At 33.7% G+C, this 13,305-nt stretch carries 12 protein-coding genes; 10 read left to right on the top strand and 2 right to left on the bottom strand.

Annotation, left to right across the window (positions count from 1 at the left end; all coding sequences use genetic code 11):
• Positions 1-2: 2 nt before the first annotated feature.
• Positions 3-1,046, bottom strand: a complete 1,044-nt coding sequence (locus BM350_RS17680; RefSeq protein ID WP_090917348.1) for an ArsR/SmtB family transcription factor — start codon at positions 1,044-1,046, stop codon at positions 3-5.
• Between the two features lie 463 nt (positions 1,047-1,509).
• Here BM350_RS17680 and BM350_RS17675 point away from each other — a divergent pair, with 463 nt between their 5' ends.
• The 10 genes from BM350_RS17675 to BM350_RS17630 all read left to right on the top strand — a co-directional run bounded on the left by BM350_RS17675 (position 1,510) and on the right by BM350_RS17630 (position 11,056).
• Positions 1,510-3,711, top strand: coding sequence for a bacteriocin-associated integral membrane family protein (locus BM350_RS17675; RefSeq protein WP_090917347.1), 2,202 nt, complete (start codon positions 1,510-1,512; stop codon positions 3,709-3,711).
• 9 nt (positions 3,712-3,720) lie between these two features.
• Positions 3,721-4,362: an ABC transporter ATP-binding protein gene (locus BM350_RS17670; protein ID WP_090917346.1), complete on the top strand. Its 642-nt coding sequence runs from the start codon at positions 3,721-3,723 to the stop codon at positions 4,360-4,362.
• A 38-nt stretch (positions 4,363-4,400) separates the two neighbouring features.
• Positions 4,401-5,147 (top strand): Nif3-like dinuclear metal center hexameric protein, encoded by a 747-nt coding sequence (locus BM350_RS17665; protein ID WP_090917345.1) that lies wholly within the window; start codon positions 4,401-4,403, stop codon positions 5,145-5,147.
• 139 nt (positions 5,148-5,286) lie between these two features.
• Entirely contained in the window at positions 5,287-6,153 is an 867-nt protein-coding gene (locus BM350_RS17660) for a PhzF family phenazine biosynthesis protein (protein ID WP_090917344.1), read from the top strand.
• An 83-nt stretch (positions 6,154-6,236) separates the two neighbouring features.
• The gene (locus BM350_RS17655; protein ID WP_090917342.1) at positions 6,237-6,782 is read left to right on the top strand and encodes a hypothetical protein; all 546 of its coding nucleotides are present in this window, start codon (positions 6,237-6,239) and stop codon (positions 6,780-6,782) included.
• Between the two features lie 154 nt (positions 6,783-6,936).
• Entirely contained in the window at positions 6,937-7,689 is a 753-nt protein-coding gene (locus BM350_RS17650; RefSeq protein ID WP_090917340.1) for a WecB/TagA/CpsF family glycosyltransferase, read from the top strand.
• 295 nt (positions 7,690-7,984) lie between these two features.
• The gene (locus BM350_RS17645; protein ID WP_090917338.1) at positions 7,985-8,863 is read left to right on the top strand and encodes a class I SAM-dependent methyltransferase; all 879 of its coding nucleotides are present in this window, start codon (positions 7,985-7,987) and stop codon (positions 8,861-8,863) included.
• A 60-nt stretch (positions 8,864-8,923) separates the two neighbouring features.
• A complete protein-coding gene (gene tsaA, locus BM350_RS17640) occupies positions 8,924-9,379 on the top strand; it encodes a tRNA (N6-threonylcarbamoyladenosine(37)-N6)-methyltransferase TrmO (protein WP_090917336.1) in 456 nt (151 codons plus the stop codon).
• Between the two features lie 112 nt (positions 9,380-9,491).
• Complete coding sequence (locus tag BM350_RS17635) at positions 9,492-10,016, top strand: P-loop nucleotide/nucleoside kinase family protein (protein ID WP_090917334.1); 525 nt, start codon at positions 9,492-9,494, stop codon at positions 10,014-10,016.
• Positions 10,017-10,546: 530 nt separating this feature from the next.
• Positions 10,547-11,056 carry a GNAT family N-acetyltransferase gene (locus BM350_RS17630; RefSeq protein WP_090917332.1) on the top strand — a complete coding sequence of 170 codons (510 nt, stop codon included), beginning with the start codon at positions 10,547-10,549 and terminating at the stop codon, positions 11,054-11,056.
• 129 nt (positions 11,057-11,185) lie between these two features.
• Here the strand turns inward: BM350_RS17630 and thrS are convergent, their stop codons facing one another.
• On the bottom strand, positions 11,186-13,108 hold the full coding sequence (gene thrS / locus BM350_RS17625) for a threonine--tRNA ligase (protein WP_090917330.1): 1,923 nt from the start codon (positions 13,106-13,108) through the stop codon (positions 11,186-11,188).
• Positions 13,109-13,305 lie beyond the last annotated feature (197 nt).

Raw genomic sequence — 13,305 nt, 5'->3', positions numbered from 1 at the left:
TTTCACCTCTTTTCTAGAAAACGCTGTAATTTTTCTTGGAGAGAAGTTAAATGATCAAGCTGTATATAATACCGAGAACCTTTGCCATTAATGATGCGAGCTGCTCGAAGTAAAGACAAATGATGATGAAGAGTCGTTTTTGGAATTTTAAGCTGCTCGGTTAGCTCTTGAAGTGAGTGATCTCTTTCTGTTAGCAACTTTATAATTTTTAATCGCGTTTCATCTCCAAGTGCCTTAAAACTATGAACTAATGTAGAAGGTGGAGAATAAGGATCTTCGATTAAACTCACATTATTGTCTGAGATTGGATAATAAAATACTTTCATCCCTGGTAAAGTTGTTTCTACATTCCAAGGCCGATACACATATTGCGGGATAAGTATAACTTGATGAATAGAAGGCTCAGGTTGATACGGACTACCGGTTATATATTTGACAAGCTCTTCTGGATGATATGTTGATTGAAGCGCACGTTTTTGCTGGGCATCACGTTCAAGCATACTGGTAAACTCGATGTAATTAGGTTGTATCACAGTTTCATACCAACCTTCAGAAATGATTTTTAAATGTTGTTTAAGCAAGGAAGTATCGATAGATGAAATATGTTTCATATATGCTGGAAAGAATTTATGATGTTGGCAAGCTTTTATAAGGGAAGCAATAGCTGCACTGTCTTGCTGGGATGCTTTTTGCCGATTATCTTCATGCTGTAATCCGATATAAGGAAGAGAGTGCCAACGTAATTCCTCTTCAGTTAGTTCATCAAGAAAATGAAAGAAACTTTCAAGAGAATCAAAAATACGAGAGTGAAGTAATTGCAGCAAAGCGAACCATGTGTTGTGCTTGTGTGTATACTGTAGTGCTTCGCGAACGGCCGCAGGTAATTTTTTCTCAATCTCCTTCCAATACTCTATCGGTTTTTCAAAAGTATGGTGAAAATCGTAATACGTAAAAGCCGCAATACCTAATCCCATTTCGAAAAAAATCGAATGTTTAATTTGAACAGAATACGTTTCTCTTGTTGCATTAAGGTTCATTACTTTCATTGTTTGGCCTCCTTTTTTATCCCGCTATTTTGGGGCAGTAATACCCCCACTGATTAAAGTTTCACTTTATTTTATTCTATATAATTCGAATTTTATTTTCAATAATTTTCGAATTATTATGTACAAGTTTAGTGAATATCTTTATAGCTGCTAGCTACTAATAGATTTCATTTTGAAGTGAAAAATAAAGCTATATAAATATAAATTAAAAAATCGACATAAAAACCCGCTTTCTTTTTAGGCGAGCGAGAGTACCTGGCTATGCATAGAAGCGGTCAGAGCCTTTTCCTACTACATGCAAGGTTTAAAACAAAAGGAGAAAGCAAGTAGCGGTCATGTTGTATTCTGCATAGCAGTGACTTATATGTCGAAAAATTAAAATGAATTTATATATATAGACAATATCCACCCTAATGTTTCCATTTTTCTAAAAATATACTAAAATATGACAGAGGAGGATGTCATGAAAAAAGTTGTTGTGTTTTTTCTTATTGTAGCTTCTATATTGTCAGGGTTTATTGCATTTCAACAAACCGATCATAAAGAATTTGAAAAAATGGAAAAGGTAGAACAGCGGATAGGTAAAGAGTTCGTTATCCCAGATGTGATGCTTTTTAGTAATCCTAGTGAAATTTATCCTATATTGCTTGATGCAGCAAAGGAGTCACATACAAATATTTTTCGTACTAATGTTACGTATCACAAAGATGAACAGGCAGAAATTTTGAAGTATGTGTTACTAACAACTAAAACGGCATATTTCAAACAGTTTCAGGTAAGTAGCGGGAATATATTAAAGCCGAAAGACACATTGCAAGGTGATGCTTTTTTATCGACAGTACATACGAAGGATACAAACCAAAAAGGGGTTATAAAGGACTTTGGGGATAATCATAAGATTACAATTAAACCGCTTCAAACGTCATATGAACACTTACCTATGGCAGGACGATATGTCGTAGAAGTAGTAGATGATAAATCATACGATGCATTTTTAAAGCTTTTCTCTAAAAAGCTAAATCAACATTTTAAGCCGAAACAGTATATTGTTGCTGACGATTTTAAACGGAATCTTAGTAATAACGAAGAGGCTTTCGGTTCACCAATTAATTCTTTATCCTATATTCAGTATATGGTGTTTACCGTGCTCCTATGTTTTCTCATTTATTATGTATTTAACGAAGCGAAAAGAATTGGTGTTATAAAAATGCACGGCGTATCGAATGTGCGTTTATGGTTTATCGTTATAGGTAAAACCATTGCTAGTATGTTTGTTTTATCGTTAGGTATTTCCTTACTTGCAACTGCTTTCGTAAAAAATGTAACTTCAGGGTTTATCTACACCATTGTGTTTGATCAATGTAAAACGTATCTTATCATTACAGTATTATCTTTCGTTTCATATTTTTATATTTCTAAAATTAAAGTCAATCAAATGATTAAAAATAGAAAAGATACAAAAGGTATATTTGTATTAAATTCGCTATTGAAAGTTACTTGTTCAATAATATTTGTTTTATTAGGGGCGTCTATTTTAGAACAATATATTACAGTGAAAGAAAAACAAGAGAATTTAAAAAACTGGGAGAAAAACAAAGATTATGGTGTCTTTTATCCGCTTTCTGGTGGGAATGAAGAAGTTCAACAAGGGATGGATAAAACGGTGTCAATAATAAATGGTGAGCTTTATCCTATATTAAATAAAATGGGAGCGGTGTTGATTGATTCCGAGGAGTATGAAGAACTAAATCTAACAAATAAGGATTACAAAGGAATCCGATCAATTAAAGTGAATAATAATTACCTTCTCGAATTTCCGCTATACGATATACATAATAAGCAAGTGCAAGTTTCTGAAGATACAGAAAACTGGATTTTATTAGTACCTAAAAAATACCAGAACAGGGAAAAAGAAATTCTTCGTTATTTTGGAGAATGGAGAAAGCCAGCAATAGAATATGAAGAAAAAAGAATGCATAGAGAGGTCCCGAATCATTTACGTAATCGAAAAATAGACATTATTTGGATAAAGAATAATCAGGAGATCTTTAGTTTCAATCCAGATGTATATAAATCTGACAATAACAAAATTAGAGATGAAATTATAGAGGTAATGACAGAGAAGAATAGTTTTGTTGGAGAAAGAGATCTTATATTAGGCGGAGGGGCGAACGATCCTTTAAAGATTAAGTTAATTGACAGAGATGCAGGATTAACTTATAAGGCTTTGGAGCCAGAACTTAAAAGGTTAGGACTAGATGATAATTTAAAATATCTTGTAACAGTTGATCAATATATTTTAAAAGATATATACGATCTGCAAAAAACAATGAAAATGTTATTGACGGTTACTAGTGGACTAATTGTCGGCATATTATTTCTGGTTACACAAAATATGATTATATATTTTAATAAAAATCAGCAGAAAATAGTGGTGCATCGCTTATTTGGCGTAGGTTTTTTTAGAACATATAAGGGATACATGTTGTTATTTGTATTGACGTGGGTCGTACAACTATCGATTTGCTTCATCGTAAAAAAAGAATTTGATCTGAAATTGCTTACGGTGGTGGCTGTCCTTATTTTAATTGAATTTACCGCGTCTATTATCGCATTAATCACTATAGAGCAAAGAAAAAAAACAACGGTAATAAAAGGAGGTTAATAGAAACGAATGCAATATATATGCGAACTGATAGATATTTGTAAAAGTTATGGAAATCATGCAATTCTAGATGAGTTCAATTTAAAAATTTGTGAAGGGGAAATGGTTGCGATTACTGGAAAAAGCGGATCTGGTAAAACAACGATTCTTAATATTATGGGAATGCTTGAAAATCCAGATAACGGAGTTGTTAAATTGTTTGGTGAAGAGAGTCCTAGTATGAACTCTAGTAAAGCAAATAAGCTTCTGAGAACGAAAATGTCGTATCTCTTTCAAAATTACGCACTCATCGACAATGATACTGTAAATAAAAATTTAGAAATTCCCTTGATTTATGCGAAAAAAACAAAGAAGGAAAAGAAAGAACTAAAAACAGTCGCCCTAGAAAAAGTTGGGCTGAGGAGCGTATCATTACAGCAAAAAATACACGAGCTTTCAGGTGGTGAACAACAAAGAGTCGCCATAGCAAGGATACTCCTAAAGCCTTGCGAATTAATATTGGCCGATGAACCAACAGGATCTTTAGACGATTCTAATAGAAATGAAATTATACAAATTTTAAAAAATCTAAATAAAGAGGGAAAAACAATTGTTATTGTCACGCATGATCCATATGTAGCACAAGTATGCGATAGAGTCATTGAATTATAATTTTTGCGGAAATGAGAATATTAAGGGGAGAGAAAAATATGCATATAAAACAATTCAACCAATACATTGAGGAACTATTTGGAGAACATTTACGTAAGTACGGTGATCAGTTTGGGATAACAAACGTAAGCAATGAACATTTTCATAAGATTGGTTATGCTACTAATTTAACACTTGAAACGATTGAAGAAGCAAAGAAAGAGAATGTAGATATGATGATAACGCATCATGATGCATGGGAGTTTCTATACGGAATGGAAGAAGCTTGTGCAACAAAACTGAAAGAATATAACATCAATCATTTTTGGGTGCATTCACCGTTAGATTTTGTTGAATTCGGAACGTGTACTTCGTTATTTCATACAATCGAAATTGATGAAATAATAACGTATTCTTCTTGTGACGATGAAGAATTACCTGGCGTTGGTGAATATACAAATCCAATTCCGTTTGCAGAGCTTGTAGAAAAAGTAGAGAATAAACTAGGTGAAAAGGTGAAGGCGTGGAAAAATAATGATAAAGAAGTAAAACGAGTTGGTATTATAACAGGAGCAGGTCATTCAACTGATCATATTCAAGCAGCGTTGGACAGCGGCTGCGATACATACATTACGGGAGAAAAGACGTTATATACAGTTCAGTATGCACAGTTTAAAAAGATTAATCTTATTGTAGGCAGTCATACATTTACAGAAATATTTGGTGTGGAAAGTTTAGTGAAAAGGCTGCAGGAGTTGGATAACTCGCTTGAGGTTGTTCAATTGTATGAGGAGCATATGGAGTAGAGGGAGATTCTAGAGACAAATTATTCCTTAACAAAATCTAATAAAGAAGAAAGTATAAACCAAAATGAAGGAAGTACAAGCTTTTTTACGTTAACTCTGTACGGAATATATATGTCAGTCGGAAAAGGAGATAACAGGATTGAAGATTAAAGCATATATGTTAAATGCCTTCACTAAAGACGGAAAAGGTGGGAATCCGGCTGGGGTTGTTTTAGACACAAAGGGTTTAACAACAAAAGCTATGCAAGCTATTGCAAATAAATTAAATTTTTCCGAAACTGCCTTTGTACTTCCTTCTGTAAATACAGACTATGAAATTAAATATTTTACACCAAATGAAGAAGTTGCTATATGCGGACATGCTACAATCGCTACTTTCTCTTTATTGGTTCAGATTATAGGAATGAGCTCAAAGATATACTCGATAAAAACGAAAGCAGGGGTACTAAGTGTAGAGGTACATAACAATAAAATAATCTCTTTACAGCAAAATCTTCCGGAATTTCTTCAAACACTTCCCTGTGAAGAAATTATGAAATCTTTAAGTTTCGATAAAGAAAAATTAATACCAGATATGCCCATTCAAATTGTGTCTACAGGTTTACGTGATATCATTATACCTGTAAGAGGACTTTCAGACCTGTTAAAGATTTCTCCTAACATGAAAAGGGTTGCTGAAATAAGTAAAAGATATAATGTAACAGGTTATCATGTATTTACATTGGAAACGTTATATAATTCCACAGCGCATTGTAGAAATTTTTCACCTTTGTTTGGTATTCCAGAAGAAAGCGCTACTGGTACATCAAATGCGGCACTAGCATGTTATTTAATAAAACATAATAAAAAATTTGAAAAATATAATACCTTCACCTTTGAGCAAGGGCATGTAATGAATAAGCCTTCAGAAATTGTTGTAAATGTATCTACTGACCTTGGTAATATTACAGATGTTCAAGTAGGAGGCTTTGCTTCTAATTTTCAAGAGGTATATATTTTTATATAAATTAAGAAATATTAATGATTAATAATCATACTTATGTGAAGAACGAGAGCCACATTTTAAGATTAATAATGTCGGAGGTATATATGCAATTTAAATATGAGTTAATTGGTACCGGTTGGGCAAACGGATTTATTGAACTAAATTCCCAAAAAATTTTATTTAGTCCCAGTTATATAACTGATGCATTTGGAGATTTATTAGGTGGTTTAACTGACTTATCAAGTGGTGAAGAACGTGTTGTAACTTTTTTATGGGAGGAAGAGCCCCATGGATTAGGTTGGAGACTCGAGCTTCAAGACAGCAAGGAACTATTCTTAACTATAACAGAATATAATGACACACTAGACTATATTAAGGGAAAGGAAGGCGTAACCATTGTAGATGCCACTTGTAATTTTCTTGACTTTGTTAAAATGGTTATAATAGAAGCGGATAAAATATTACTTAGATATGGAATTGTGGGTTATCAAAGATTATGGGCCGAACACGAATTTCCATTAAGCAGTTACTTGCAATTGAAATATTTCTTAATGGAAGCAGATAAAATCTCCTTACAGACTAAAGAGAAATGTGAAAAAAAGGAATTAAAACAAGAGCTTCAATTCCTTATTCGTAATTTTAATTTTTAACTTTTACTTTTAAAAAGGGTGTACGCGACTGATGAATGTATGGATAGGTGTTTTAAAATATGATACATATTAGCTATCATAAGTACTATGATGGTAGTTTGAAGCGGAAATTTACATAATGATAGAAACATATGAAGGGAATTCGATTTAAGAAATGAAACAACAATATATAAAAGGAATACCATTTTGTAGTTTGGAGTATAAACAGGTAGTACATATACTAAAAGATTGGTTATCAGAAAAGAACGAGAAACCTAGATTTATCGTTACTGCCAATCCTGAAATTGTAATGTCTGCGAAAGAGACAGCGTCTGAATCTGTACACTTCAAAAATATTTTGTTATCTGCAGACATAATCACAGCTGACGGAATCGGCATTATACTCGGTTCGAAAATTTTAAATGGACAGTTGAAAGAGCGGGTGACAGGTGCAGATTTAACGTATGACTTAATAGATTATTGTAATCAAAATAGATATCGCGTATTTCTTTTTGGCGCTTCACCAGAAAACAATGAAAAAGCGATTGGAAATTTAAAAGTGAGTTTTCCGCATGCTATTTTTGAAGGACAACACGGTTTTATAGATAAAGAACAGATCGAAGAAGTTAAAGGTCATATGAAACAGTTTCAACCGCATTTGCTGCTTGTAGGCCTCGGTTCTCCTAAGCAAGAGATGTTTATCTATAATAATCTTCAAGAACTAAATGTACCTTTATCCATTGGCATTGGAGGGATGATCGACATTATATCAGGAAATGTAAAAAGAGCTCCAAAAGTTATGAGAGATACAGGAACAGAATGGTTATATAGATTGGTAACACAGCCGAAGAGAATAAAACGGCAGCTTGTATTACCGAAGTTTTTGTTGTCAGTTATAGCGGATCGGCTTAGAAAAACAATGAATTAAGTTACACTTAGAGACATTTGATCTCAATTTTACAACAAGTACAGCCCCATTTTGTAAAATAAAACCACAATATAAAAGGGATGTGAGTATTATGATTGGAGTCTTAACGTTATTAGCATTATTTTTTATTCTATATGTATGAACTAATTAAAACAAAAAATGAACTGAAGTTTTTTAGAAACGATATGAAACGTTTATTAGATAAAGAAGATAAAGATATTTAATTTCACTTTTGTTGACGAATTTTATACAAACTGAAAATACTAACTAAATGTAGAGAAAGGAGATTATTATATTGGAAGATTATTATTGGGATAATAAGTTAGATTATTTAAAAAATACAAGAGATTTATATTATAACGATGACTATTTAGGATTTTTAGTGAATTCAGTTTGGAAAATTTCTAGGCCTGTACATATTATTGACTACGGTTGTGGGTATGGTTATTTAGGATTTAAGTTATTACCACTGTTACCGATAGGTTCAAGATATACAGGTATTGATAAAGGACAGAAATTGATTAATGATGCAAAAAAATTGTTTCAAACCCTTCCCTATGAAGCTGAATTCATAGTGGCTGATGTAACTGAAATTGAATTAGAGAGTAAATATGATATAGCAGTTTGTCATGCTTTTCTACTACATATGACTGATCCAATAAAAATGTTGCAGAAAATGATTCATTCGGTTGTTAATAAAGGGAAGATCATATGTTTTGAACCGCATTGGATCTCTAATATGTCTTCGTATAATCTTAGTGAATACAATCAATCAGAAATTATTCAGCTTGGTTTTCTTCAGAAACTGTTTGAAGAAGATGCAAAACGAAATGGAAAAGATGGAAACATGGGTATCAAATTACCGACATACTTAAGTAATTTAGGTGTAAAAAATATTGATTGTCGAGTTAGCGATAAAGTTAATTTTCTTGACTCTAACGCAAATCAAACAGATAAGCAGAGATTATATGATTCTCTCAAAGAAGAAGGACTAGGTATAGCTCCCGCTGAAAGAGAAGAATTTATTGAACGTTTAATAAACCGAGGGGCCACATTTAATGAAGCATATGAACAGTATAAAGCAGAACTACGATTTTCTGAGGTATTCAACATAAATTCCTCTTTAAACTATGCTCCAAGTATGAAAATTACTTTTGGGGTTGTAAACAAATGAGGAAGATATTTTATTTACTGCCGATAAGTGTACACCATGTAAAGAAAGAAGGAACAAAAATTGAATTTAATAAATATGTCTCCTATAGGTGAAGTAGCATCAATGATTGATGAAAAGGTATATGAACGGTGGGGAGAGGTTGTTTCAACAATCATAATTCATCCAGAATATAAAGATGGGCTAGTTGGATTAGAAGAATATTCACATGCGATAGTTATTTTTTATATGGATCAATTTAAGGAAAAAACGCAGTCCTGGATTAGAAAACCGAGAGGGATAGAAGCTTTAGATGCAAAGGGTTGTTTTGCACAAAGAACAAAGTATCGTCCGAATCCTATTGGAATTTCTACTGTTGAGATTGTATCAATTGAAGATAATGTAATGATTGTAAAAGGATTAGATGCTAATAATAAGACGCCAGTTCTGGATATTAAGCCGTATATATCAGAATTTGATTCAAGAGAAGATACTCGTTCTCCGATATGGATGAAGGAATTGATGAAAGATTATTTTTAATTTACTTGATAATAATGATAGAAATTTGTATGAGTAGAAAGTATTTATATTCTCTGTGTTAAAAAGCTGAGTTAAACAATAAAAGACTAAAGTGTATAGAAGGGGTATTTATATGTTTTTTCTACAAATGTCAGGTTTTCCAGGTTCGGGTAAGTCAACTTTGTCTAGGGAAATAGCAAAAATGACAGGTGCTATTATAATAGACCATGATATTGTGAAAACGGCACTGCTAGAATCTTTTGGGGTAGATGATATTGATACAAGACTTGCTGGTAAAATTTCGTATGATATTGAGTGGGCGCTAATAGATTTTCATCTGTCACAAGGGCATGATGTGATACTTGATAGTCCTTGTTTGTATGTAGAAATGGTGGAGAAGGGGACAGCTGTGGCTAAGAAACATCATGCAAAATACAAATATGTGGAATGTTATTTGAATGATATGCAAGAAATTGATAATCGATTAAAAAATCGGAAGCAAATGATTAGTCAAATTCAGTATGTAGAATCAGAAGAATTATTTAAGGAATGGGTTGAAAATAGTAAAAAACCATCTGATTCTCATTATTTGATTGTTGATTCTGGACAACCTTTAGATTGTTATATAAATGAAGTGGTTACATATATTAATAGTTAAAAATAAATGGTGCAAATAAAAGAAAGCGCAAGGAAGCTCAAATTATGTTTTTATTGAATTAAAACAAAGTTGTACTGTTTTGAAAAAAGTTTAATGTTTATAAAAAAGATGTACTAAAATTAACTACACTCTGTTATTTCACTAAAGGTGCAGGATAGTTGTGTGAAATGTTTCTAGTTTAAATGGAAAATGGTCACATATCCGAATGGTTATTTTATGAAATTAGATAGGCAACACAGATACACCTAATTTTTATCCGGCTATTTGTGGGCAGTAAGCCCCCCACCTCAAGATTGAGAGAGAAGCGTTGTCCAGCTCTAGCGGCTAGAATCTCCGGTTGTTTTGCCCCTTCCGACGAGGCGAAAAGCGCCTCTTTGTCGGGGACTCCAACGTCCTGCGCTTCTGAGCGAGCCGCTTCCGCTTTTCTAAAGAAGATAGGTGGGGGATAACTGCCCGTAAAAGCCCGATTGGTGAGGGCTGATGGAAGTTTTACTTTATTTAACTGCTAATTTAAAATAGAGGTGATTGTCTTGGATATTGATGTGAAAATTGAACAATTATTTTTAATTGAAGAACATCTTAATGAGCTTTCGGAACTTTTAATAAAGGTCGTAGAAGATGGGGCTTCGATTGGATTTTTACCACCAATAGGAAAAGTAGATGCAGAGAAGTACTGGGAAACCGTTCTTAGCCCCGAAGTGATTTTATTTGTTGCTAAATTAAACAATCAAATTGTTGGAAGTGTACAGTTACAATTATCGACGAAGCAGAATGGAAGCCATAGAGCTGAAATCGCAAAATTAATGACACACCCTAATTATCGACGTAATGGTATTGGTCGTTTACTTATGCAAAGGGCTGAAGAAATAGCAAAACAGAAGGATAGGTCATTATTAGTTCTTGATACAAGAGAAGGAGACCCTTCCAATAAACTATATACTTCATTAGGTTATATTCAAGCTGGACGGATTCCTAACTATGCGAAATCTAAAAATGGTGAATTAGCTGCTACCATCTTCTACTATAAAAATAACAATTAATCTTCTTGAACTAACAGGCGCTTTAGTGGAATAAGGAGCATCAAAAATATGAAACAATCTTAGCAAATAGAAGAAACCGCAAAAAGGTTCAAATTATATCTCTTGGCCTTCTTGCGGTTTCTTTTTGTATTATAACCTTCTATTTTGAATTTCCTGCTGAATATTTGCAAAGAATTCGTCAAATCGTACAGCTTTAGATTGTTGTTCTCCGTATTTTCGAATGTTTACTTCGTTACGCTCGGCTTCTTGATCGCCAACAACAAGGACATATGGGATTTTTTGAACTTGCGCTTCTCGCATTTTATAACCAAGTTTTTCGTTGCGAAGATCAAGTTCTACTCGCACTCCAGCATCTTTTAACTTTTCTTCTATTTCTTTTGCGTATTGTTCATGTACTTCGGCAGATACAGGAATGATTTTCGCTTGAACGGGAGCTAACCATGTTGGGAATGCTCCGGCAAAATGTTCGATTAAGATTCCGAAGAAACGGTCAAGTGAACCGAATACAGCACGGTGAATAACAACAGGACGTTGCTTTTCATTTTTTTCATTAATATAGCTTAAGTTAAATTTCTCCGGCATTTGGAAATCGAGCTGTACAGTTGCACATTGATGGCTTCTATTTAAAGCATCTTTAATGTGAAAGTCAATCTTTGGACCGTAAAACGCTCCGTCACCTTCATTAATTTTATAGCGGAAATTTAGTTGTTCTAGTACATTTTGCAGGGCGCCTTCCGCCTTGTTCCATAACTCGTCGTCTCCCATTGAATTTTCCGGTCTTGTAGAGAGCTCAACTTCATATTCAAAACCGAATGTACGATATACATAATCGATTAAATCAATCACTTCTTTTATTTCATTTTCAATTTGTTCAGGTGTTACAAAAATATGGGCATCATCTTGACAGAATGTACGAACTCTAAGAAGTCCATTTAGAGCACCGCTAAATTCATGACGATGGACTTGCCCAAATTCAGCCATTCGAACGGGTAAATCACGATAAGAGTGCAGTTTATTTCTAAACATTAGCATGTGGCCAGGGCAGTTCATTGGCTTTAAGGCAAATTTTCCATGATCCACTTCTGTGAAATACATATTCTCTTTATAATGGTCCCAGTGACCGGAGTTTTCCCATAGTTTTTGATTCATCATAAAAGGAGTACGAACTTCTTGATAATTACGCTTTTGTTGAATCCCTCTTAAAAAAGCTTCCATTTCATTTCGGATAATTTGTCCTTTTGGTAAATAAAATGGCATTCCTGGCGCTTCTTCAGAGAACATAAATAATTCCAATTCATTACCTAATTTACGATGATTGCGTTTTGCGGCTTCTTCTAAAAAGATTACATACTCATCTAGTTCCTTTTTAGAAGGGAAGGCAACCCCATATATTCTTTGAAGGACTTGGTTATTACTGTCACCGCGCCAATATGCTCCTGAAACATTTGTTAATTTAAAAGCTTTCATAAAACCAGTAGATGGTAAATGTGGTCCGCGGCATAAGTCTAAAAATTCACCTTGTTTGTAAAGAGTTATGTTTTGATCAGCAGGGATATCTTGTAATAGCTCTAGTTTTAAATGGTCACCGAGCTCTTCAAATATTTGCTTTGCTTCATCGCGGCTTACTTCAATTCGTTGAATTTCCAAATTTTCATCAATAATTTTTTGCATTTCTTGTTCAATATGAACTAACTCTTCAACTGCAATACTATTTGGAAGATCCGTATCATAATAAAATCCATTTTCAATAACAGGGCCAACGCCTAAGTTGATGTGGCCGTGTATTCTTTTAACGGCTTGTGCTAATATATGGGCTGCTGTATGTCGCATTACGTTTAAGCCTTCTTTTGATTCTAAAGTTAAAATCTCAATTTCTGCATCTTCTTGTATGCTTCTGCGTAAATCAAATAGTTGCTGATTCACTTTTCCGGCAATAGCTTTCTTTTTTAATCCAGGGCTAATTGATTCTGCAATTGCCTCTAATGTAGTTCCTTTCATATACTCCTGTTCACGACCATTTGGAAAACGAATTTGAATCATTTTGTTACTCATCATTATCACTCCATTTCATAATATAAAAAAACGCACTCATCCCTAAAACAGGGACGAGTGCGTTAAAACCCGTGGTTCCACCCAGATTCCCATCGTACTTAAAAAAGCATCGATGGCTCCATTCGCTGTAACGTAGCGTCTACGGTATTGGATACTCTGTTTCCCCAGTACAGCTCCAAGGTGGTAAGTGTATTCTC

It is taken from the genome of Bacillus sp. 103mf, assembly GCF_900116295.1.
GTDB lineage: Bacteria > Bacillota > Bacilli > Bacillales > Bacillaceae_G > Bacillus_A > Bacillus_A bruguierae.
This window is presented reverse-complemented; position numbering and strand designations above follow the sequence as displayed.

What these genes read in the sequence shown, in the direction of transcription:
- BM350_RS17665 (WP_090917345.1), top strand. Translation starts at nt 4,401, where the DNA reads ATGCATATAAAACAATTCAACCAATACATTGAGGAACTATTTGGAGAA.
- BM350_RS17670 (WP_090917346.1), top strand. Translation starts at nt 3,721, where the DNA reads ATGCAATATATATGCGAACTGATAGATATTTGTAAAAGTTATGGAAAT.
- BM350_RS17650 (WP_090917340.1), top strand. Translation starts at nt 6,937, where the DNA reads ATGAAACAACAATATATAAAAGGAATACCATTTTGTAGTTTGGAGTAT.
- BM350_RS17635 (WP_090917334.1), top strand. Translation starts at nt 9,492, where the DNA reads ATGTTTTTTCTACAAATGTCAGGTTTTCCAGGTTCGGGTAAGTCAACT.
- BM350_RS17655 (WP_090917342.1), top strand. Translation starts at nt 6,237, where the DNA reads ATGCAATTTAAATATGAGTTAATTGGTACCGGTTGGGCAAACGGATTT.
- BM350_RS17675 (WP_090917347.1), top strand. Translation starts at nt 1,510, where the DNA reads ATGAAAAAAGTTGTTGTGTTTTTTCTTATTGTAGCTTCTATATTGTCA.
- BM350_RS17680 (WP_090917348.1), bottom strand. Translation starts at nt 1,046, where the DNA reads ATGAAAGTAATGAACCTTAATGCAACAAGAGAAACGTATTCTGTTCAA.
- thrS (WP_090917330.1), bottom strand. Translation starts at nt 13,108, where the DNA reads ATGAGTAACAAAATGATTCAAATTCGTTTTCCAAATGGTCGTGAACAG.